The organism is Mesorhizobium sp. P2_E7 (assembly GCF_056403855.1).
In genome coordinates, this window is sequence record NZ_JBFUER010000005.1 from 52,949 (window position 1) to 75,196 (window position 22,248).

General features: G+C 62.7%; 21 protein-coding genes and 1 pseudogene. 12 read left to right on the forward strand and 10 right to left on the reverse strand.

Annotated features, from left to right (window positions below):
- The first annotated feature begins 63 nt into the window (after positions 1 to 63).
- The gene (locus AC1DYC_RS23265; protein ID WP_477410156.1) at positions 64 to 591 is read left to right on the forward strand and encodes an SRPBCC family protein; all 528 of its coding nucleotides are present in this window, start codon (positions 64 to 66) and stop codon (positions 589 to 591) included.
- 38 nt (positions 592 to 629) lie between these two features.
- Positions 630 to 1,097 (forward strand): VOC family protein, encoded by a 468-nt coding sequence (locus AC1DYC_RS23270; protein ID WP_477410157.1) that lies wholly within the window; start codon positions 630 to 632, stop codon positions 1,095 to 1,097.
- A gap of 26 nt (positions 1,098 to 1,123) precedes the next feature.
- Here the strand turns inward: AC1DYC_RS23270 and AC1DYC_RS23275 are convergent, their stop codons facing one another.
- The 4 genes from AC1DYC_RS23275 to AC1DYC_RS23290 form a co-directional block, all read right to left on the reverse strand.
- A complete protein-coding gene (locus tag AC1DYC_RS23275; RefSeq protein ID WP_477410158.1) occupies positions 1,124 to 2,593 on the reverse strand; it encodes a glycosyltransferase in 1,470 nt (489 codons plus the stop codon).
- Positions 2,594 to 2,598: 5 nt separating this feature from the next.
- On the reverse strand, positions 2,599 to 4,206 hold the full coding sequence (locus tag AC1DYC_RS23280; RefSeq protein WP_477410159.1) for a glycosyltransferase: 1,608 nt from the start codon (positions 4,204 to 4,206) through the stop codon (positions 2,599 to 2,601).
- 29 nt (positions 4,207 to 4,235) lie between these two features.
- Positions 4,236 to 5,117, reverse strand: coding sequence for a class I SAM-dependent methyltransferase (locus tag AC1DYC_RS23285; protein ID WP_477410160.1), 882 nt, complete (start codon positions 5,115 to 5,117; stop codon positions 4,236 to 4,238).
- A 92-nt stretch (positions 5,118 to 5,209) separates the two neighbouring features.
- The gene (locus tag AC1DYC_RS23290; protein ID WP_477279189.1) at positions 5,210 to 6,802 is read right to left on the reverse strand and encodes a peptide chain release factor 3; all 1,593 of its coding nucleotides are present in this window, start codon (positions 6,800 to 6,802) and stop codon (positions 5,210 to 5,212) included.
- Between the two features lie 141 nt (positions 6,803 to 6,943).
- Between AC1DYC_RS23290 and AC1DYC_RS23295 the strand changes: the two genes are divergently transcribed.
- Positions 6,944 to 8,017 (forward strand): NAD(P)/FAD-dependent oxidoreductase, encoded by a 1,074-nt coding sequence (locus AC1DYC_RS23295; protein WP_477410161.1) that lies wholly within the window; start codon positions 6,944 to 6,946, stop codon positions 8,015 to 8,017.
- Here AC1DYC_RS23295 and AC1DYC_RS23300 read toward each other — a convergent pair.
- The 3 genes and pseudogenes from AC1DYC_RS23300 to AC1DYC_RS23310 form a co-directional block, all read right to left on the reverse strand.
- Positions 8,011 to 9,384, reverse strand: a complete 1,374-nt coding sequence (locus AC1DYC_RS23300; RefSeq protein WP_477410162.1) for an amidase — start codon at positions 9,382 to 9,384, stop codon at positions 8,011 to 8,013. The genes AC1DYC_RS23295 and AC1DYC_RS23300 overlap by 7 nt on opposite strands.
- A gap of 134 nt (positions 9,385 to 9,518) precedes the next feature.
- Positions 9,519 to 10,314, reverse strand: a pseudogene (locus tag AC1DYC_RS23305) (class II glutamine amidotransferase).
- A gap of 15 nt (positions 10,315 to 10,329) precedes the next feature.
- On the reverse strand, positions 10,330 to 10,584 hold the full coding sequence (locus AC1DYC_RS23310; RefSeq protein WP_112560713.1) for a DUF6356 family protein: 255 nt from the start codon (positions 10,582 to 10,584) through the stop codon (positions 10,330 to 10,332).
- A gap of 115 nt (positions 10,585 to 10,699) precedes the next feature.
- On the opposite strand from AC1DYC_RS23310, the gene AC1DYC_RS23315 reads away from it, so the two are divergent.
- From AC1DYC_RS23315 to AC1DYC_RS23340, 6 genes are all read left to right on the forward strand, one after another.
- A complete protein-coding gene (locus AC1DYC_RS23315) occupies positions 10,700 to 11,170 on the forward strand; it encodes an Lrp/AsnC family transcriptional regulator (protein WP_477410163.1) in 471 nt (156 codons plus the stop codon).
- A gap of 230 nt (positions 11,171 to 11,400) precedes the next feature.
- A complete protein-coding gene (gene dut, locus AC1DYC_RS23320; protein WP_477279177.1) occupies positions 11,401 to 11,886 on the forward strand; it encodes a dUTP diphosphatase in 486 nt (161 codons plus the stop codon).
- A complete protein-coding gene (locus AC1DYC_RS23325; protein WP_477410164.1) occupies positions 11,887 to 12,546 on the forward strand; it encodes an HAD family hydrolase in 660 nt (219 codons plus the stop codon). It abuts the gene before it with no gap.
- Between the two features lie 71 nt (positions 12,547 to 12,617).
- The gene (locus AC1DYC_RS23330) at positions 12,618 to 13,472 is read left to right on the forward strand and encodes a hypothetical protein (RefSeq protein ID WP_477410165.1); all 855 of its coding nucleotides are present in this window, start codon (positions 12,618 to 12,620) and stop codon (positions 13,470 to 13,472) included.
- 78 nt (positions 13,473 to 13,550) lie between these two features.
- Complete coding sequence (locus tag AC1DYC_RS23335; protein WP_477410166.1) at positions 13,551 to 14,354, forward strand: isocitrate lyase/PEP mutase family protein; 804 nt, start codon at positions 13,551 to 13,553, stop codon at positions 14,352 to 14,354.
- Positions 14,355 to 14,363: 9 nt separating this feature from the next.
- The gene (locus AC1DYC_RS23340; RefSeq protein ID WP_477410167.1) at positions 14,364 to 15,362 is read left to right on the forward strand and encodes a proline racemase family protein; all 999 of its coding nucleotides are present in this window, start codon (positions 14,364 to 14,366) and stop codon (positions 15,360 to 15,362) included.
- Between the two features lie 9 nt (positions 15,363 to 15,371).
- Here AC1DYC_RS23340 and AC1DYC_RS23345 read toward each other — a convergent pair whose 3' ends face one another.
- Together AC1DYC_RS23345 and AC1DYC_RS23350 are read right to left on the reverse strand one after the other, a co-directional pair.
- Positions 15,372 to 16,073, reverse strand: coding sequence for a sulfate transporter family protein (locus AC1DYC_RS23345; RefSeq protein WP_477410168.1), 702 nt, complete (start codon positions 16,071 to 16,073; stop codon positions 15,372 to 15,374).
- A 92-nt stretch (positions 16,074 to 16,165) separates the two neighbouring features.
- On the reverse strand, positions 16,166 to 17,068 hold the full coding sequence (locus AC1DYC_RS23350; RefSeq protein WP_477410169.1) for a DMT family transporter: 903 nt from the start codon (positions 17,066 to 17,068) through the stop codon (positions 16,166 to 16,168).
- Between the two features lie 306 nt (positions 17,069 to 17,374).
- On the opposite strand from AC1DYC_RS23350, the gene AC1DYC_RS23355 reads away from it, so the two are divergent.
- The 3 genes from AC1DYC_RS23355 (at position 17,375) to AC1DYC_RS23365 (ending at position 20,941) form a co-directional block, all read left to right on the forward strand.
- On the forward strand, positions 17,375 to 18,367 hold the full coding sequence (locus AC1DYC_RS23355; RefSeq protein ID WP_477410170.1) for an adenosine kinase: 993 nt from the start codon (positions 17,375 to 17,377) through the stop codon (positions 18,365 to 18,367).
- Positions 18,368 to 18,705: 338 nt separating this feature from the next.
- The gene (locus tag AC1DYC_RS23360) at positions 18,706 to 19,431 is read left to right on the forward strand and encodes an antitoxin Xre/MbcA/ParS-like domain-containing protein (RefSeq protein ID WP_477410171.1); all 726 of its coding nucleotides are present in this window, start codon (positions 18,706 to 18,708) and stop codon (positions 19,429 to 19,431) included.
- Between the two features lie 379 nt (positions 19,432 to 19,810).
- The gene (locus AC1DYC_RS23365; RefSeq protein ID WP_477410172.1) at positions 19,811 to 20,941 is read left to right on the forward strand and encodes a porin; all 1,131 of its coding nucleotides are present in this window, start codon (positions 19,811 to 19,813) and stop codon (positions 20,939 to 20,941) included.
- 66 nt (positions 20,942 to 21,007) lie between these two features.
- On the opposite strand, the gene AC1DYC_RS23370 is transcribed toward AC1DYC_RS23365, so the two are convergent.
- Positions 21,008 to 22,081: a GGDEF domain-containing protein gene (locus tag AC1DYC_RS23370; protein WP_477410173.1), complete on the reverse strand. Its 1,074-nt coding sequence runs from the start codon at positions 22,079 to 22,081 to the stop codon at positions 21,008 to 21,010.
- Between the last annotated feature and the right edge of the window lie 167 nt (positions 22,082 to 22,248).

Here is a 22,248-nt window from a genome sequence, read left to right on the forward strand (position 1 = left end):
CCGTGTCGGATCGCCAGTCGGCCGGACGTCCTTGGGCAAACAGACAAACGCAGGAGGACCATCTTGAGCACCACCACCTTGCCCGGCTCGACCGTTGCGACATTGACCGTGACCACGCCGAGCGACCGTGAAGTCCAGATCACCCGCATCTTCGACGCGCCGCGGCCGATGGTGTTCGATTGCTGGACCGTACCGGAGCTTTTGAAAGGCTGGCTGCACGGGCCGGACGGCTGGCGGCTGGCTGTGTGCGAAATCGACCTCAGAGTGGGTGGTGCGACACGCTATGTCTGGCAGCATCGCGACGGTCGCAGCATGGGCATGAGCGGCGCCTATCGCGAGATCGTGCGGCCAAGCCGGATCGTCGCCACCGAACTGTTCGACAAGGACTGGACCGGTGGCGAGACGATCGGAACGGTGACCTTTGCCGAGCAGACCGGCAAGACCCTTTTGACGCAGACGGTGCTTTACGCCTCGCAGGCAGCCCGTGACGGCGCGCTCGGCACCGGCATGACCAGCGGCATGGCCGAAAGCTACGCCCAGCTCGACGCCTATCTTGCTTCCGTGCGGGACGCCGCCAAGGGCGCGGCCTGACCCTCCCATCATCCCCCAGAGAAAACGAGGACAGACTTATGCAAAAGATCACCACCTTCCTGTGGTTCGACGACCAGGCTGAAGAAGCGATGAACCACTACATTTCCATCTTCAAGAATTCCAAGCAGCTGAGCGTGACGCGCTGGCCCAAGGGCCACGCTCTCGAAGGCAAAGTGCTGGTGGCCTCGTTCGAGCTCGACGGCGTCCCGTTCCTGGCGCTCAACGGCGGCCCGCAATACAAATTCACCGAGGCGATCTCGCTTTCGATCGACTGCAAGAACCAGGAAGAGGTCGACCATTTCTGGGACAGGCTAACCGAAGGCGGCGAACCCGGGCGTTGCAGCTGGCTGAAGGACAAGTTCGGCGTTTCCTGGCAGGTCGTGCCGGAACAGCTGCCGCGCCTGCTGCAGGATCCGGACCAGGCCAAGGCAAGCCGGGCGATGAATGCGATGATGCAGATGGGCAAGATCGATATCGCGAAGATCGAAGCGGCGGCGAAGGGATAGGCTGCTCTCGCCTGCTGCGGCCGGCTCTATCGCTGGATCAGGCCGTGCTCGCCAAGGATATGCGCAATGCGCTGGCCTACGACGGCCAGCGCATTTTGTTGCCGGAGCAAGGCAAAACCGCGCCGGGCGCGTGCCTCGGCTTCACCGGGAGAAGCGTGGATGGCGCGCAAGGCATCAACTGCGGCGTCCGCGTTTGCGGTCGCCCAGACCTGATTTTTGGTCTGAACGTACTCGCCGCGGCGAACCGGCTCCAGCCTGTAGGCCACGGGGTAGCCAGTCAGCTCATCGATGAAATCGGTCGTGCCCCCATAGTCCGTGGCGACGACGGCCTTGCCCGCCGCCAGAGCCTCGGCGGCGCCGAACCCAAACCCCTCGGACCGATGCAGCGAGATGAACGCGTCACATCCCGCCATCAGCGCATCTATGCCGATGCGATCCACGGTGCGGTCGACAATCTGGATACGATCATCCTTCGCCGCGATCTCACCAAGCCAGTTCCGCAACCCATCGTCGCGCTCACCACGCGTCTTGACGATGAGTTCGACGTCACGTTTCGCCGCGGGAAAGGCGGCCCGAAAGGCATTGACGGCGGCCTGCGGATTCTTCCGCGCGACGTAGGAGTCAAAATCCAGATAGGTGAAGAAGCGCAGGGTTGTGCGGTCCGTGCGCGGCGCCGGCTGCTGGAGGGGAAGGCGCACGGGCTGCGGCACATGGTGCAAGGTTACGCCGGAAACGTCCGCAAGGGCAGAGGCGACAAACCGCGAAGGAGCCCAGACCTCGTCGAAGTCACGGATTGCGCCATGCCACTCCCGAGGGACGCGTCCAAGCTCCCAAAAGGGATAGAGGACGTTCAACCGACCCGGGGCAATATCCTGGCGATAATGATCGGTGGCAGCCAGGCCGGTAACGACCAGCTGGGCCTTGCGATCAACCAGCTGATTGCACTTGCTTGTGAACTCCGCCTCGTTTTCACGCCCGGGCAAAGCAAGGGAACGGGAAGAAACCGGCAGACGCGCTGCGTCGCAAGCATATACGATGTTGCGCGCCGCCTGGCCGAGTCCGATCTCCGAACACAGGTATCCGCTTACGCACAAACCATCCTCCAGATTGCGAGGACGTGGAACAGGGTCGTGTCCGGACAGCTTCACCCGTATGGCGTTGAGCTGCACGCCGCTTTGAAGCAGGCAGGACATCGGATTGTCGTGGCCGGGCCGAAAACCGGGAACCATCGCGGCGTAGCTTTCGATGTCGATCCCGTCCGCAGGCTTCCGCTTTTCTCGCCAGCCATCGCTCATATAGTGGGCGAAGGGATCAATGCCGCTGGCGGCGACGTCCCTGTGAGTGTTCAGGTACCATTGAGCATCGAAGATCCCGGCCGATTCAGCCAGTGTGCGAAGGTTGTTCTGTTTGAGTTCAAGGCCGAGTACGGCCCGCAATTGCTTGCGCCACGGGATGAGCCGCCGAATGCGCCGAGCAAGCCGCCTAATCAAACCCATTATCGTCACGGAATGCTTGCCCTATCTGTCCAGGGAAACAGAGCTTGCGGCTGCTCGCCCATATCGACATGCGGATTGCGAAAGGGATCGTGTTTCACCGCCTCGCCCCAACGCTCGGCAATGAGGCGCATGGCTGCGCTGCGCATCCGTTGCACCTCCGGCGTCTGCGCGAATCCTCGCGTCGCAGACTCGCGATGGATGATCCCATCGGTCGGCACTGCAATAACCCGAAGGCCCATTGCGCGCGCGCGCAAACAATAGTCGATATCGTTGTATTCGACAGGCAGGCTGACCTCGTCGAAACCGCCGATCTGCTCAAACACGGCCCGTCGCGTGGCAATGATGGCACCTGTCACAGCCTGATAGTTGCGCAAGGTACGCTGCACATGGAGATAGCCGTTCTCATCTCCCGGAGCGCCTCGCAACATGTGCAGCGCCGCCACCACGGGATGCTCACTTGGAGTGCCGGCTCCCAAGACGATTCCGGCATGCTGCACCGTGCCGTCCGGATACAACAGGCGCGCTCCCACGACACCAACTTCCGGCCGAATCGCATGTCCGAGCATCATTTTCACTTGGCTGGGATCCGTAACCTCGACGTCATTGTTGACCAGCACCACAACTTCCGCACTCGTGGCCGCCACGCCCAGATTGACCATACGCGAGAAGTTGAACCGGCCGCCGACCTTGACGATGCGAGCGCCGTGTCGCTCCTCAAGTTGCGCATAGAGCGCCAATGTCGCGAGGTCGGTGCTGGCATGATCCACGATCACCAGCTCCGGCGCGGGATCGTCGAGGAAATTCATCAACCGCACGCAACGTTCAAGAAGTTGCGGCTGGTCACGATTGGGGATGACGATGGCCACCGATCGCGGGGACTGAGTGACGGCAGCACTTGTTGTCAAAGGACGCGGCAGACCGATGGGAAGGTGCATGACGGTCTCGGTGAGATGACCCACCGCAAACGGTGTCTCAGCCAGGTTGCACAGCCAGCCATGCAGGGAGTCCGGCCGCCGCCCCGAACGCTGATCGTGAAGAAGCTTTCGCGACGCCATGAAGGCGGTGCCGACGTAGTCCATTGCGACGATCAGGTCGGGATCCCAACCCGGTAGGAAACAGGGCTGCGCGGATGTCCCGGTTTCGGATGAGCGATCGTGATCACAGATGATCAGATCCGGCGCAGACGCGCCGCGCGAAGGCGAAAGCATGCGATTTAGAAGTGCAAAGGCGTCGGGATCGAAAGTGGTGCCGGCAGGCGCGAAGACGATGTGGGTGCCGCGCCATAGGCGATCAACGGTGGGATCGGACAACACGTGCAGAGGATCTAGCGCAGGCTCTGCAAACAGGCCGCGCAGCGTGACAAAGTCACCCGAATCCGGCAATTCCGTCTCACTGACGCCTGCAACCACGATCTCGATGTTGCGATGGGTCTGGCCAAGCAATGTCGAGAGCGTGCGGGCCATGGCATCGGCGTTCGTTGACACTCCAGCGTAGACCAGAACCGTGATCAGATGGTGCCATACGGGCCGCTCGCCAGACGATCCCATCCTCTCGGCAAGCCTGGACTGACGCCAATCGCTATAGCCCGCCAGCAGGGCTTCCCCTTCATTCATGCCGTCCAGCCCTTCTCCAAGGACGATTGTTATTCCAGCTTCCTTAGGACGACCATGTCCTGATAGTCGAGCGCGCCGCGCGGGATGTACTGGGCCACTCGCAAGAATTTCGACCAATGGTCGAAGACATAGCGGGTGCTGTGAAAGGCGGAGTGGTAGAAGTCCGGAAAATCGGGACCCCATTGATCGTCCTTGGTGTAGTACAACCCCCGGCCGTAGAAACTATCAGCGACCTGCTTTTTGAGAGGGGCTTCGGCCGGGATCGCATTGAAGTACTGATCGAAGGCATTCTGTCCGTGGACCGTGAGCGTAACGACGCCGCCGGGGCGAAGGACACGCGCCAGCTCAGCAAGCCAGGCATCCTGATAGTCCTCATCCAAGTGGGACATCACGCTGTGATTGAAGATCAAGTCGAATGAGCCATCGCTGTAGGGCAGCGGCGGCTTGCCCTCGGTAAGGCTCGTTTCAACCCATGGCATATTCGCCGAAACCCATTCAATCGCCTCGGCGTCGATTTCGTTTCCGTAGAGCTTGCGAGGCAATACCGGCACGGGCAGGTGCCGCAAGATACGGCCGCAACCGCAGCCCCAATCGAGAACGGCGTCGAAATCATCATATGATTTCTGAACGGAAGCCAGAGCCCGGTCCAGATCGCCCAGAGACCTTCGGCCCGATTCCACAAACCAGTCGCCGTCCTCGGTACCGGCAACCTTGTAGCGCAGAACTGGCGGTGGAAGCTGGATGCCTACGGCGTCGCCGCGGCCGTCACCGGCATCACCTGCCAGCTCAGGCGCCGGATTCGGTTCGGCTGCCGGCACCGCACCATCTTCCGGTTTGCGCAACACATCCTCGCGCAAAGCGTTGCGCAGGCCGTTGCGGGCCGACCTGATGCCGCTCAAAATCCCAAACATCCGACCAAGTCCGCTGCGACGCACAGTTTAGCTTCTGAGGAAGCATATGTCGGAACCGCGTTGGTTCGCCATAGAAGATCGAAATCGGGAACCTACGCCGCCCTATCGCGGACCTGATAATCCTTGATGGTGGCGAAGCGGATAGCCTTCCAGCGTTCGGCTTCGTAGTTCAGCGAGAAGGCGTGCTGGGCCAGAAACACCGGGTCATTGTCGAGGTCGCGGGCGATGTCGCCGCGATGCGCCTCGATGAAACGAAGCGTCTCGGCCTTGTCGTCGGCCGAAATCCAGCGGCAGACGGAAAAGCGCGACATCTCGAATTCGACCGGCAGCGTGTATTCGAAGTTCAGCCGTTCCTTCAAAACGTCGAGCTGCAGGGCGCCGACGACACCGACGATTGCCGGTGAGCCGTCCTCGGGCGAAAACAGCTGCACGACGCCTTCCTCGGCCATCTGGTGCAGCGCTTCCTTGAGTTTCTTGGCCTTCATGGCGTCGCCGAGGCGGACACGGCGCAGGATTTCCGGGGCGAAGTTCGGCACACCCCTGAAGAGAATTTCCTCGCCTTCGGTCAGCGTGTCGCCGATGCGCAGCGTGCCGTGGTTGGGAATGCCGACGACGTCGCCGGCAAACGCCTCATCGGCGGTGACACGGGTGCGGGCGAAGAAGAACTGCGGTGCCGAGAGCGACATCGGCTTGCCGGTGCGCACCAGCTTGGCCTTCATGCCGCGCTCGAGCTTGCCCGAACAGACGCGCACGAAAGCGATGCGGTCGCGGTGGTTGGGGTCCATATTGGCCTGAATCTTGAAGACGAAGGAGGTCATCTTGTCCTCCGTGGCCTCGACCTTGCGGGTGTCTGCCTCCTGTGCGCGCGGCGGCGGACCGAAGGCGCCGAGCGCCTCGATCAGGTCGCGCACACCGTAATTGCGCAGCGCCGAGCCGAAATAGACCGGCGTCAGATGGCCTTCGCGAAAAGCGTCAATATCAAGAGGTCGGCAGGCCTCGCGCGCCAGCTCGAGCTCCTCGATGAAGGCTTCGCGCTCATTTTCCGGCAAAAGGCCGGCAACGCGGTTGGAATCGGGACCGTTGACCGGCGTGCGGTCTTTCTCCGCGTCGCCCTTGCGCACCGCGTTCAGCGCCAGGTGATAGGTGCCGGCAAAAGTCTTGCCGCGGCCGATCGGCCAGGTGATGGGGGCGGTGTCCAGCGCCAGCTTCTGCTCGATCTCGTCGAGGATTTCGAAGGGGTCGCGGCTTTCGCGGTCCATCTTGTTGATGAAGGTGATGATCGGGATGTCGCGCAGCCGGCAGACTTCGAACAGTTTCAGCGTGCGCGGCTCGATGCCCTTGGCGGCGTCGATGACCATGACGGCGGAGTCTACCGCCGAGAGCGTGCGATAGGTGTCGTCGGCGAAATCCTCGTGGCCGGGCGTGTCGAGCAGGTTGAAGACATTGTCCTCGTACTCGAAGGTCATCACCGAGGTGACGACCGAAATGCCGCGCTCGCGCTCGATCTTCATCCAGTCGGACCGGGTCTGGATGCGGTCCTTCTTGGCCTTGACCTCGCCGGCAAGCTGGATGGCGCCGCCGAACAGCAGCAGCTTTTCGGTGAGCGTCGTCTTGCCGGCATCGGGGTGGGCGATGATCGCGAAAGTGCGGCGGCGCGATACCGCCTGATCGATGTCTTCAGCCAATTTTCGGAATCCTGTCTGTGGCGCGGGCTTCTAGCAGCGCTTTCCCGGCCTGTCGACCGTTTCGGGCCAGTGGACCCTTGACCGCCCTTGAGCTTGGGCCGCTGCAATGGCATCACGGGTGCCAGTTTGAAGGGGACCGGCATGAGCAATCCGAAGCAAATCATCGTCATCGGCGCCGGCATCATCGGCGCATCGATCGCCTGGCACCTGACCAAGGTGGGCGCAGGGGTCACCGTTGTTTCCGAGAGCGGCGCCGGTGGCGTCGCCACGCCCAATTCCTTTGCCTGGATCAACGCCAGCTGGGGCAATCCCGAGACCTATTTCCGGCTGCGCATCCGCGCCATGGCCGAATGGAAACGGCTGGCAAACGAGCTGCCCGGCCTGCCGCTCGCCTGGTGCGGCGGGCTGTGCTGGGATTTGCCGGCGGACAAGCTCGAAGCCTATGCGGCCGAGCATTCTGCATGGGGCTACGGCATCGAACGCGTCGACGCCAAGCGGGCGGCGCAGATCGAGCCCAACCTCGTCGAGCCTCCCGAATTCGCTGTTTCTGTCGCTGAAGAGGGAGTGGCTGAGCCGGTCGCGGCGGCCAAGGCGCTGCTGGCCGACGCAGAAAGGCGCGGCGCGCGCATTCTCTCCAGTTCTGTAACCGCACTTGTCCAGACCGATGGCAGGATTACCGGTGTCGATACATCGCATGGGCTGATGGCAGCCGACGAAGTGGTGATCGCAGCCGGTGTCGGGGCGCCCGATATTGCCGCTACCGCCGGCATCAAACTGCCGATCGAGACGCCTCCCGGCCTGATTGTCCACTCGCGGCCATACAAGAAGCTGCTCAACGGGCTGGTCCATGCCGAGAGACTGCATATGCGCCAGACGGCCGAGGGCCGCATCATCGCCGGCTCGGACTTCGCCGGCGGGGATCCAGGCGAGAACCCCGACGCCACGGCGCGCGAACTGTTTGCGGTAGCGAAGGCAGCCCTGCACGGCGCCGAAGGGCTGGAGCTCGACTTCCATACCATCGGCTATCGGCCCAATCCGATCGACGGCTTTCCGATCATCGGCCGCGCGGAGGGCGCCGACGGCCTCTACATCGCCGTCATGCATTCCGGCATCACGCTGGCGCCAACCGTTGGCCTGTTCGCCACGCGCGAAATCCTCGACGGCGAACGCGACCCCCTGCTGGCGCCCTATGGCCTGGAGCGGTTTGCTCAGTAGCCCGACGGACGACGAAAGCCGCCGGTAAGCGGTTCGATCGCCTTGGCGATGCCGAGCAGACGCGCTTCCGACCAGCGTTTGCCCACCAGCTGCAGGCCGATGGGCAAACCGTTGCAGTCCAGCCCGCAGGGCATCGTCAGCGCGGGATGGCCAGAATAGTTGAACACAGCGCCATAGGCAGGCAGCATCCAATAGCTTTCTTGCCTGCCGTCGACCTCGATCGGTGTTCCGGGTTCGCAATGCGGAAAGGCCGTGGTCATAGCGACCGGGCACAGCAAGGCATCGCAGGTTTCGAAGAACCTGTCCCACGCCAGGATCGAGAGGTCACGGCGGGCGAGCGCCTCGAACCAGCGCGCGACCGAAGTCGGCTGCTCAGGCGGTTCGGGTTGCGCGGCCTCCAGCATCATGCCGATCAGGTCGCCGCCTTGCTCCAGATCATCCTGCAGATCGAGCTTCGGCAGTTTTGCCGGCTCAACGATCGCACCTGCCGCCTGAAGTTGCTTCGCCAGAGCCTCGACGGCAGCAGCAATGTCGCCGGCCACCGGAAAACCGGGGAAGGACGGCGCGACGGCGATGCGCAGCGATTTGAGGTTGACCTCCGGCATAGCCTCGACCGGCACGGGCGCAAGGTCGGTGTCGGCTCCATCCGGGCCGGCGATGATTTTGTAGATCAGCGCCAGATCGTCCACGCTACGCGCCAAGGGGCCGAGGCACGACATCAGCCGCACGCTGCGCGCGGCGGCGCCAGGATCGGGAAAGGCGCCAGCCAGCGACACACGGTGTTCGGTCGGCTTCAGGCCATAGACGCCGCAGAACGCTGCCGGCAGGCGGATCGAGTCCTGCATGTCGGTGCCGATGTCGAATGGCGTCATCCCAGCCGCCACCGCTGCCGCAGCGCCGCCGCTGGAGCCGCCCGATGTGCGCGCGAGGTTCCAAGGATTGCTGGTACGGCCGAACAGTGGATTGTCCGACTGCCAGTCGCCCAGCATGATGGCGACATTGGTCTTGGCTATGAGGATGCCGCCTGCCGCCTTCAATCGGGCGACGACCGGGCTGTCTGCTTTTGCGACATAGTTGGCGAATGACGGAAACCCGACGGTGGTCTTCATATCGGCCGTTTCATGCATGTCCTTCAAGGTGAAGGGCACGCCATGCAGCGAGCCGAGCACGTCACCGCGCGCCAATGCCGCGTCGGCCTCTTTTGCGCGCTCACGAGCCCCTTCACGGTCGAGATTTATGACGGCGTTGACAGCTTCGTTGTGCCGGTCGATCTGCGCCAAATGCGCGTCAAGCGCTTCGACGGCGGATATTTTTCGCGCAGCGATTGCGGCGGCAAGGTCGGTGGTCGAGGAGAAGACGAGGTCCATGACGAATGCTCCGGCTGCTGTCCCGCTATGACGGCTTGAAGCCAAGTTCAGCATTCGAGGATAGGTAGCGCTTGATCGGAATTGCGCTAGCCGGTTCGGTCGAGGGGGCGCGAAGGAATGCGGCCTAGATTGGCTTAGACGACCAGCGCCAACCTTGCCGACGCCGGAACAAACGGCCGAATCGCCATGCCATCACCTGTAATGGTGACGAAACTCGCCGGCGGGATGGCTTGCCAGTCGCCGCCTTCGCGGTCGAAGGGTTCGGACACGATGCAACGGCCGCCATTGCGAACCGAAGTGTAGAGCGTCGGTGCGTGGGCGTCGCTGGCGTAGCGCACGGCATAAAGCGCATGCCCATCGGAAAAGGCGGCGGTGAGCTTCAAGGCCAGTTCCAGACCCGCGCGGCGTGAAGCCTCGATGACGCGGGCGGTGGCGCGCGACACGGCACCTTGCGGGTCTTCAGCAAGGCCCTCGTCGATCATCAGCAGGAAAAACAGTTCGGAATCGGTGGTACCTTCGCGCTGGTCGAAGACGGCATCGGACAGCGAATTTTCCAGCGCGCGGCGGATTTTCTCGAAGCCGCCGATCTGGCCGTTGTGCATGAACGACCACCGGCCGGAGATAAAAGGATGGCAGTTCATGCGGCTGGTGGCGCCGCCGGTCGATGCCCTGACGTGGGCGAGGAACAGGCCGGATTTGATCTGTCGGCACAGGCTCTTCAGGTTGGGGTCCGACCAGGCCGGCAGGATGTCGCGGTAGAGGCCGGGCTCGGGCCGCTCGCCATACCAGGCAAGACCGAAACCGTCGCCATTGGTCGGCGATTTGGCTTCCTGGGGCGCAATGGCTCTGGGCAATCAGCGAATGACAGGGCGCGGTGACGATGTCTTCGAGGAAGACCGCTTCACCCAGATAGGCCGCCCATCGGCACATCGCTTTCGACCGTTCCTAGGCGCGATCCAAGAGAGCCTGGGGCTCCTTGACCGCGTGTGAGCCTCTGTTGTGCGTCCGCTCGTAGAGTTCGCGAACGATTCGGCTTGCCGTAGTCTCGAAGAGAAATGGCAAGAAAGCGTGAACGAGTGCTGCTCCGGCAGCCATCAGGAGGCGCGAGGAGAACCAGGCGGCGAAGGCCATGTGGCTGAAATAGGTTTCGCCGACCTTGGCCGGGTGCGAGGTGAACAGCTTCGAAAACAGCGTCGTCATGGTGATCCCTCCTGCCGGGATAAGCCCCGATGCTGGGTATCTTGCCACGGGGGAAAGGTTCATCGGTCTCAATTCGTCCTTGCCTAACGCCGTAGTTCGGGACATTCATCCCAACATGGCGCTTGAATTCGATGAAATAGACCGAAGATTGCTGGCCGAGCTGCAACGCGACGGCACGCTGTCCGTCGACCAACTCTCGGAAAAAGTGTCGCTGTCGCGCAACGCTTGCTGGCGCCGCGTCAAGCGGCTGGAGGAGGACGGCGTCATCACCGGCCGGGTGGCGCTGGTCGATGCCGACAAGCTCGGGCTCGGGCTTTCGGTGTTCATCCTGATCCGCACCTCCAACCACGATCCGGACTGGCTGCAGAAATTCCGCGCCGCGGTGACCGGTTTCTCAGAGATAACCGGGGTCTACCGCATGTCCGGCGATCTCGACTATGTGCTGCGCGCCCGCGTCTCCGATGTGAAGGCCTATGACCGGCTCTACCAGCGGCTGATCGCCAAGGTGGCGCTGTCGGACGTCTCGGCTTCCTTCGTCATGGAAGAGATCAAGGAGACCACGGTCGTGCCGGTCGAACTGCGTTGAGGCACGTTGATATTCAGGTGATGCCGGCCTGCAAACGACGGGTTTCTGCGCTTCCGGTGTTCACGTACGTTAAGTACGCTCCGCTCCGGTTCTCGAAACCCGCCGTTTTCGACGCGGCCTGACCTGAATCTCAACATACCTCCAGGTCATCGTGACGCCGCAAAGAAAGCCGTTGATAGCGTGGCGGGCGAGTTGACCGAATCGCGGTTCGCGCCGATAGGATCGATTTTATGCGCGCAGCCCTCCAAAATTCCTCCGTCATTGGTCCCACTGTCGGCTTCGTCCGGTTGCCGCATGGTGAAGGACTTCCCCTCCCCGCCTATGAAAGCACCGGCGCCGCCGGCATGGATTTGCGCGCCGCGGTGCCGGATGACCGGCCGCTGCTGATCCTGCCGGGCAAGCGCGCCCTGGTGCCGACCGGGCTGATCCTGGAGATACCCGAGGGGATGGAAGGCCAGGTGCGGCCGCGTTCCGGCCTTGCCTTCAAGCACGGGCTGACCGTGCTCAATTCACCGGGCACGGTCGACAGCGACTATCGCGGCGAGGTCAAGGTGCTGCTCGTCAATCTTGGCGACGAGGATTTCGCGGTGACGCGCGGCATGCGCGTTGCCCAGATCGTGTTTGCCACGGTGACGCAAGCGACGGTCGAGGAGCGCAGCCTAGCCGGCGCCACGACACGCGGCGCGGGCGGGTTCGGATCGACCGGCACCGCCTGAATGAGCATACCAAAACTGGTCATCTTCGACTGCGACGGGATCCTCGTCGACACCGAGAACCTTGCCAACCGGCGGCTTGCCGAGTGGCTGAGCGAGGCCGGCTTTACCACCACATTCGAATATTGCCGCAAATACTTTTCCGGCCGCAGCATGGCTTCGGTGCAGAAAGAAATCGAAGAGACGACCGCTGTCCGGCTCGGCGCCGATTTCGTCGACCGCTGGAATGCCGGCCTGCCCGATCTGTTCGCGCATGGCGTCGAGGCGATCCCCTATGTGCGCGACTTCATCGAGGCGATTCGGGCGGCCGGCATCCCCTATTGCGTCGCCACATCAGCGCGTATTTCGAAGATGCACATCACACTTGGCCAGACCGGGCTGCTGCCGCTGTTCGAGCACGCCATGTTCTCTTCGACCATGGTCGGCCGCGGCAAGCCGTTCCCGGACCTGTTCCTGCATGCGGCAAAGAGCATGGGTTTTGCGCCTGCCGACTGCATCGTCATCGAGGACAGCGTCGCAGGAACACAGGCCGGCATTGCTGCCGGCATGCGCGTCTATTCCTATCATGGCGATCCCTATTCCGACCGCGATGGCCTGGCCGACGCCGGCGGTGTCCTGTTCGATGACATGCGCGCACTGGCCGGGCTGGTGCCGATCCACTGATCCGGGCCGTTTGGCAAGCTGGACGCCTTCGGAAGCTGTGCTAGGGTCCGCGCAGCCAGCCCGGGGCGCCCATGCCAACCAACCTGCTTCGCTTCATTCTTACGCTTGTGCTGCTGCCATGGCTGTGGACCGCGGCGGGCGCGCAAGCCGTCAGTTTTCCGGAGTTCGACAGCGCCATCCCTGGCCACACGGATGTCACCTATCTCGACCTCGCCAGAATGGTCATTCCCAACCTCACAGGCGACAGTGGCGGCTTCTACAAGGGCGGATCGCCAATCGAGATGCGCCACATCGAGGGTCCGGATAGCGGTGGCTCGCCGCCTGAGACCTCGGGCCTCTCCAATGCCGGCGTGCTTCCGGTCAAAGCCGGCGGCAAGGACCGGCTGACGATGCTGTACGACCTCGGCGACTCTCCCGACAGCGCCGAAGGCTATGCGGTTCTGGCGCTCTACGACGTCACGGCCAAGCCAAAACTGCTCGATGCGGTCAATGTCGCCGTCGACCGCAGCACCTATTTCCGCGAGCCCGGCAAGCTTTCCGTCGGCGCCGGCGACGATGTCCTCATCACCATGAGCACGCATTTCAATTCAAGCCAGGGCTATGTGATTACGCCGCTGATCATGGTGCGCGACGACAAGTTCGAACTGGTCGACATGATCTATACGTTCGACGAGAACCTCTGTGCCTACAGGCGCACGCAGGATGTAGCGTTCCAAACCATCGCCGACGGACAGCCTTATGCAGCGATCAAAGTGACGGTGACGGATGCCACGGCGCCCAGCGACGAAAGCTGTGACGAGCAACCGCCCGAGGCTCAATCTCACGCGATTTCCGTCACCTATCATTGGGACAAGACGGCATCGCATTACATCAAGGATTCCGACGCGCTGGACAAATTGGCAGGAGAGAACGCCAAACGCTTCTGAGCCAACCGCATTCGTTTGCCCGGTGCAAATCGGCACGCTAGAATCCGACCCACAATTCCGCACATGAAGGGAAGCACCATGGACAAGGGCAAGATCTTTCGCGACCTGCACGCCTCGACCTTCGTCATGCCCAATCCCTGGGATGTCGGCACGACGAAGCTTCTGGCCTCCTTCGGCTTCAAGGCGCTGGCGACGACCAGCGCCGGCTTTGCCTTTTCGCGCGGCCTGCCCGACGGCGCGGTGACGTTCGAGGCGATGATCCACCATTGCCGCGAGCTGACGGCGGCAACCAGCCTGCCGGTGTCGGCCGACCTCGAGAAGGGCAAGGGTGATAGCGCAGAACAGGCGGGCGAAACCATTTTCGCGGCCGCAGCGGCAGGCCTCGCCGGCTGCTCGATCGAGGACCATACTGGCGATCCGGACAAGCCGATCTATGAGTTTTCGCATGCCGTCGAGCGCGTCGCCGCCGCAGCCGAAGCCGCACGGGCGCTCAAGCACGATTTCGTCTTCACCGCGCGGGCCGAGAATTTCCTGTGGGACAGGCCGGACCTCGACGATACGATCAAGCGGCTGCAGGCCTTCGAGAAGGCCGGTGCCGACGTGCTTTATGCGCCTGGGCTCAACGATGTCGAAACAATCCAGAAGGTCTGCTCGGCGGTGAGCCGGCCGGTCAATGTCATGGCGCTGCCGGGCTTCACCATCGCCGACCTCGCCATGGCCGGGGTCAAGCGCATCTCGCTCGGGCCGTGGCTGACCAATTTCGCCTTCGGCATGCTGGAGACGGCCGCACGCGAGATCCAGCAGGACGGCACGTTCGGCTTCACCCGCGCCGCCATGCCGTTCGGCAAGCTGCAGGCGCTGTTTTCCAAATCCTCAGGCTAAGGCTCCCGAATGACGCTCACCGTCGTCGACATGCACACCGGCGGCGAGCCGCTGAGGATCATCGCCGGCGGCTATCCCGATATCCCCAAGGGCACGATCCTGGAAAAGCGCGCCTATGTGCGCGAGAATCTGGATCACCTGCGAAAGCTGCTGATCTTCGAGCCGCGCGGCCATTACGACATGTATGGCGCGCTGCTGGTCGAACCCGACCTGCCTGGCGCCGACCTCGCCGTGCTGTTCATGCACAATGAGGGCTATTCGACGATGTGCGGCCACGCCATCATCGCGCTCGGTCGTTATGCCGTCGATGAAGGCCTGGTGGCAAAACAGGAGCCCGTCACCACCGTCAACATCGAGGCGCCTTGCGGCCTGGTCGTCGCTTCGATCGAGGTCAGGGATGGCAAAACCGGTGCGGTGTCGTTCGAGAGCGTGCCGGCCTTCCTGTTTGCCCGCGACCAGAAAATCGAATTGGCAGGATACGGCAAGATCGGTTTCGACGTCGCCTATGGCGGCGCCTTCTATGCGCTGGCCGACTGCCATCAATTCGGCCTGGAATTCGGCAGCAGCCGGGTGCGCGATTTCGTCGACGCGGCAACCGCGCTGACCGAACGGCTGAAGGCGGAGTTCCCGCTGTCACATCCCGACCATGCCGATCTCGCCTTTCTTTACGGCACCATCCTGACTGACGGGCACGATGCGTTTTCCGGCGAGGCGACGAAAAATGTCTGCGTGTTCGCCGATGCCGAGGTCGACCGTTCGCCGACCGGCTCCGGCGTCACCGCGCGGCTGGCGGCGATGTATGCCAAGGGCGAGATCGACCTTGGCCAGGAGCGGACCTTCGAAAGCATCGCCGGCTCGCGCTTTTCCGGCGCGGCGGCGCGTACCACCAAGGCCGGGCCGCATGAGGCGATCATCGCCCGCGTCGGCGGCCGCGCCTATTATTCGGGGCGGGCCGAATTCACTGTCGAGCCGGATGACGAATTGGGGCGCGGGTTTCTATTGCGTTGAGCAAGCCGCCTATCGCCTGGCGTTTTCCCGCGCACCAACCGCCTTGTGCAGATGCACCATCATGACGGCGGCAAAGAGCGGCGTCAAAAGGTTGAGCAGCGGCACGGCGAGGAAGGCGGCGATGAGCAACCCGGCCAGAAACACCGTGCCGGCATATTTCCTGCGCAACGCCCTCGCCTCTGCTTCAGGACGAAAACGCATGGCGGCAAATTCGAAGAATTCGCGGCCGAGCAGGTAGCCGTTGACGACGAAGAAGGCGGCGATGTTGATGCCTGGCACCAGAAGAAGCAGCAGGGCGATGATGTTGCCCGCTACAACGACGCCGAGGAATTTTATCGACAGCACCAGCGAGCGCAGCGCAGGCATGGCCCTGCCGGCCGGGTCGCCAGGAAAGTCGGTGCGCTCGACCACTTCGGCGATGTCGTCGAGAAACAGGCCGGCCACGATTGCCGTCACCGGCGCGATCAGCAGCGCCATACCGAAAGCGAGCGCGATTGCGGCGATGATGCCGCTCAGCCATCCGGCCCAGGACGGCAGGCCAGGCAACAGGGAGTGAACCCACGGCAGGGCCAGCCAATCGACAAGCCCGGTCAAGGCGAACCATAAGGCGACGAGCGCCAGTACAGTCAGTCCCAATGTCTTCAGGAAGACGGCGCGGAATTCGGGAGAGAACAGCCGGCTGAAGGCGGCGCGGGCAGCGTTGGAGATCACGGCGTTTCCCGGTAACAAACTGATATCTCCGACATAGGCGGAGACCCGGTCAGCCGCAAGCCTGCTGGAGCGGACGCAATTTTTTCCCGAAACTAGCGCGCCAGCGCCCGTGAGCGGGCGGGGATGGTCATCGCCGCAACGCCGACGACGACGCAACCCATGCCCCAGAACGCCGTCGGCCCCAGGCTTTCGCCGAGGAACAGGACACCGATGCCGACGCCGATCGGCACACGCAGATAGGCTTGCGATGTCGTGCCGACCGAACCCAGCGTGTGGATGAGGCGGAAGAAGATGCAGAAGGCCAGCGCCGTCGAGAACACCGACAGTGCCAGCAAGGCCAGGATCGAGGCCGTAGACGGCGAAAGCGTCCATGGGCGGTCGACCACCAGGCTCAAGGGGACGAGGATGACCGCGCCGCACAGCATCGAGCCGGCGGCTGGCAGCATCGGGTCGAGTCCCCTGAAGCCGCGGCCGAAAATGGCGGCGCCGGCATAGCAGACCGTGGCCGCGACAACGGCAAGCTGCGCCCACAATTGATGGCCGAGACCGCCAAGCGCCTGGGTGCCGACGATCAGGCAAATGCCGGCTATGCCGGCGCCGACACCGAAGAGCTTGCGTGCGGTGACCTGCTCGTGGCGGGTGATGAGCGCGGTCAGCAGGAAGGTGAAGATTGGCGATGTCGCGTTGAGGATGGTGGCGAGGCCGGCATCGATGGAGCGTTCGGCGGCGGCGATCAGCGTGAACGGCACGACGCTGTTGAGGCAGGCCTGGACCATGAACCGCCACCAGGTCGCGCTGTCCTTCGGCATGGAGAGGCCGCGCCAGCGGATCAGCGCGAGCAGGATGCCGCCGGCGATCAAGGTGCGGGCAGCGATGAAGGTTATCGGCGGGATGGTCTCGACACCGATTTTTATGAACGTATACGACGCGCCCCACAGAGCGGCCAGCACGCCAAGCAGCGCCAGTTCGGTGGTCATGTCGGTCTTTGCTTGCATGCCTGTGAGCGCCTTCAGCTGTTGCGATCGACGCCGTTCTAGTCCGGAATCGGACGAGATGCTTCGATGGCGGTGCAACTGTAGACGCACATCTCTACGGCGCGCATGGTCCAGTTCGATTTGACGGCTAGGCAAAGCGGTTCCGAATCGAGAGCCTGATCCGTCCCGATTGCATCGGGACGGGGCTCTATTCCTGTTTGACCATGATCTTGTCCGAAAACCGGGTTCCACTTTTCGGGATCATGGTCTAGACCCGCGCCCGGCCGGCGTGGCAGAAAGCCGGCAGGTTCCAAGGCGGAGACATTGATGCCGGATTATGACGTGCTTTGCATCGGCAATGCCATTGTCGACATCATCGCCCAGTGCGACGACGGTTTTCTCGAGACCAACGGCATCATCAAGGGTGCGATGAACCTCATCGACACCAGGCGCGCCGAGCTGCTGTACAGCCGCATGGGCCCGGCGATCGAGGCCTCGGGCGGCAGCGCCGGCAACACGGCGGCGGGCGTCGCCAGTTTCGGCGGCCGTGCTGCCTTCTTCGGCAAGGTTTCGAACGATCCGCTCGGCGAAATCTATGCCCACGACATCCATGCCCAGGGCGTTGCCTTCGACACCAGGCCGCTCGAGGGCCAGCCGCCGACGGCGCGCTCGATGATCTTCGTCACCCCCGACGGCGAGCGTTCGATGAACACCTATCTCGGCGCCTGCGTCGAACTCGGCCCGGAGGACGTCGAGGCCGACAAGGCATCCGGCGCCAAGGTCACCTATTTCGAAGGCTATCTGTGGGATCCGCCGCGCGCCAAGGAGGCGATCCGGCAGACGGCAAAGCTGGCGCACGCCGCCGGGCGCGAAGTGTCGATGACGTTGTCGGATTCATTCTGCGTCGACCGCTACCGCGACGAGTTCCTCGAGCTGATGCGCTCAGGCACCGTCGACATCGTCTTTGCCAACAGCCACGAGATCAAGTCGCTCTACCAGACCAAGTCCTTCGACGAGGCGCTGGAGGCGATCCGCAAGGACTGCAAGATTGCCGCCGTCACCCGCTCCGAAAAAGGCTCGGTGATCGTGCGCGGCGACGAGACCGTCACCATCCAGGCGACGACGATTCGCGAACTGGTCGATACCACCGGCGCCGGTGACCTCTATGCCGCCGGCTTCCTCTACGGCTACACGGCCGGGCGCAGCCTGAAGGATTGCGGCGATCTCGGCTCGCTGGCAGCAGGTCTGGTGATCCAGCAGCTCGGGCCGCGGCCGCGGCAGAACCTGCGCAGCGCGGCCCAACTGGCCGGGCTGCTGTAGCGAGCAGGGCGAATCCGGACCCGCCTTGCCGGGCCCTGTTGCCTCCGGCAACTCCCCAGCGTTCGCGTCCTTTCATCGTGCCACCGATGAATGTCGCCTTCGGCGAAACCGATCGCTCACTGTCGTGCGCTTGTCACAGAGCAGACCTACACGCACAGTGAGGCGTCTCGCGACTGACATTTCGAGACGCCCCACAGACAGTTGGGGTGTCAAAATGCAAGACAGCAACCGGTCAGGTCGCTGCGCCTGTCGTTACTGCGTTTTCCGCTTTCCGCTGTAGCCCGTTCAACAACCGGCCGCAGCCTGGGAGGAGAGCGCGTGGCCAGCAAGACAGATGCATGAGCAGATTTCACAACCCGACGGACGGGATTTCGCAAGAAGCCCTGGCAGGCCTTGTCGGCGAGGCGGTGCAGCAGGCGCTGATCAACCACGGCATCGCCCTGGACGCACAGGCACTGGCTTCAACCGGCGCCGTTGCGGGCAGCATCGCTGCCGCCCTTACGTTCCTTTCGCCGATGAAGCAGGTGACCATCGAGACCGTGAAGGCAACAGCGCTTGCCACCGAGTTCGTCCAATGGATGACGGACAAGGCTGCACGCCGAGAGACTGCGCTTGAAGATCCAGCATTTGCCGCAATCGACGAATCGTCGTCGACAGCCAATGCCGGCAATGCTGCATCCACCCTGTCGGGCTCGCTTTCGGGCGAGCGAATGCTTCAGTCGATGCTGATCGAGGACTGGGCCGGCGAGGTCGCCGGGTCGACCTATCTGGAAGAGAAGTTTCGCATCCCGCGCTCGACACTGCATCGCTGGCAAAGGCGCAGCGAGGTCATTGCGCTGCGCAAGGGCGGCCGCAAGCATGTCTTCCCGCTGGCGCAGTTCGTCGACGGCAGGCCGGCTGCAGGAATCAGCGAGGTGCTGTCGGCGATCGCCAATCCGAGGCTTGCCTGGTTCTGGCTGAACCGCGCCGTGCCGGAACTCGGCGGCCGCGTTCCGATAGAGATGCTCAAGCAAGACATGGTGCAGGAAGTCGTTCTGGCCGCGCGCGATTTCTCGCCGACCTGATTTTCCACCTCGATCGAGAACGATCGGCTATTCGCGCCTTTGGCACTGCTAAGCCAGGTAAATAGATTTCACAAAACAGTCATAATCGGCTCGAACGGCGATCTTTGCCATATATCTCCATAAATCTCCGTCTCTTATGTACCGATTGTGCCAATTGTGCCATTTTATCAAATATATGACGTGATAATTGCGCAACAATACTTTTCGAAGAGTCAGAAAGCCGCTTTTGGGACACAATCTCTGTTGATCGCCGCCACGGCATAGGCCATGTCGAAGGCGAGAGCACGGCGCGATGCGCGGCTCTCAATATGGGGTGAAGCGGCAGGCCCAAGCGCCGTGTCCGACCTGAATTTGAACCTTTGACTGGAGATTCAAGAAAATGAACATCAAGAGCCTTCTTCTCGGCTCCGCCGCGGCGCTGATCGCGGTTTCGGGCGCGCGCGCCGCCGACGCGGTCGTCGTCGCCGAGCCGGAACCGGCCGAATACGTCAAGATCTGCGATGTCTACGGCGCTGGCTATTTCTACATCCCCGGCACCGAGACCTGCCTGCGCATCGGCGGCTATGTCCGTTACGACGCTGGCGTTGGTGATGTCGGCTCCTTCGACGGCCGCACGGCCACCGACGTCGAGGACGGCGACTCGCAAGACACCTGGAAGAAGAACGCCCGCTTCAACCTGAAGACGTGGACCGGCCAGGAAACCGAACTCGGAACGTTGAAAACCTATACCGAGACCAAGTTCAACTATCCGAATGGCGGCCCCACGAGCGTCTCGATGAGCTTCGCCTGGATCCAGCTCGGCGGACTGCGTGTCGGCAAGGATGAAACGCCTTATGACGCGTTCATCGGCTATGCCGGCAATGTCATCCAGGACACGCTGATTCATTACGGCCAGAAGGACTCCAATGTTGTCAGCTACTATTTCGACGCTGGCAGCGGCTTCACCGGCGTTATCTCGCTCGAAGAGGGTTCCGATTCGACTGGCTCTACGGCCATTCACGGCACAATCGACAGCTATGTCCCGCATGTCGTCGGCGGCTTGAAGTACAAGGGTGAATGGGGTGCGATCACCGGTGTCGTCGCCTATGACAGCAACTACGAGGAAGTGGCCGGCAAGGTTCGCCTGGACGTCAATGTCAGCAAGGAGTTGTCGCTGTTCATCATGGGCGGCTATGGCACCGACGACAACCTGTCGGATCCGTCCTACGCGATCCCGGGTCGTGGTCGCGGCTTTTACAAGCCTTGGGGCGGCAACTGGGCTGTCTGGGGCGGCGGCACCTACAAGTTCACCGACAAGGCCTCATTCAACACTCAGGTTTCGGCTGACGACGACAAGAACTTCGCCATTGCGGCAAACATCGCCTATACGGTCGTTCCCGGCTTCACGGTCACGACCGAAGTTGACTATGTCCATGACGGCAAGTTCGGCGACGCCGACGACTTCAACTGGACGAAGGCCGACAAGAAGAACAGCGTAGGCGGCATCGTCCGCTTCCAGCGCTCGTTCTGATCGTTCGACGATCCAAAAAGAAAGGCCCGCAGCACATCGCTGCGGGCCTTTTCATTCGAGCTTCGCTCAGGCGGACTGGCGAAGCTCGCCGGCTTCGGACCCCAAAGCGTCGGTGGTGACCAGCCGGTCGCGACCGTTTTTCTTGCCGATGTACATGAGCCGGTCGGCGAGCGCGACCAGCGCGTCCGGATCGGCGGCCTCCGTCGGATAGATCGCAACGCCGACAGTGCAGCCGACATGGATGTCGCCACCCGGAGCGGGAACCTTGATGCGCAGCCGCTCCAGCACGCGCTCCGCCACGCGCACGGCCTTCTCCCTGGCCTGCTCCGCGTTCCCCGAAAACAGGAAGGCAAACTCGTCACCGCCGAGCCGCGCGACGAAATCGGCGCTGCGCAGGATCGTGCGCAGCTTGTCCGACACGCGCTGCAGCAGCGCATCGCCGGCCTCGTGGCCGAGCGTATCGTTGACCTGCTTGAAGCGGTCGAGGTCGATGAACAGGAGACCGGCTGCATCGCCGGTGCCGGCGCAACGGTCGATCACCGATTTCAGCTCGTTGTGGAAGGCGCGCCGGTTGGGTAGGTCGGTCAACGCATCGTGGTTGGCCGAATGGTCGCTCTGCTGCTTGGCCAGCTCGATCTCGCGCTTTTGCGCGGAGAGTTCCTCATTGGCGGCCTTCAGCTCCAAAAGCAGCTCGGCGTTGAGATCCTCGACCACCTTGCGGTCGCTGATGTCGACGACGAAGCCTTCCAGGAATTCCAGTTCGCCGGCCTCGTCCCAGACGCCGCCGCCGATCTCGCGGACCCAGAGCGGCTCGCCGACCTGCGGCACGATGCGGTAGTCGACGTTCCAGTTGCAGCGCGCCTCGAGCGCGGTGTCGACGGCGGCATAGACGGCGGCAAGATCATCCGGATGGATGGCCGAGACGTAGTCGCGCACCGCGTTGTGGATGAAATCGCTCGGCCGATAACCGCTGACGGTGAAGATGCCGTCGCTGATATAGAGCATGGTGTAGGACGCATCGTTGCGGCAACGGTAGAGATAACCGTCCATGCGGCCGGTGATGCTGAGCAGCGCGTCCAGCCGCTCGTCGTGGTAGACCCCCTGGCCAACCACGGATGCAGAAACCCCGTCATGCTTCATGGCCGCACCCCCGTTTTGGCGGTCTGAGCGCGCCGTAGATGCCGTAGCGGCAAGTCGGCGAGAGGGGTTCTATATCAGCTGAATATTATCAATCTCTTATGGGGCGGCGCGACTAGGCCATCGGTGCAAGCGTTCGGCGACACGAGCCGCTGCAAACGCCAGCGACT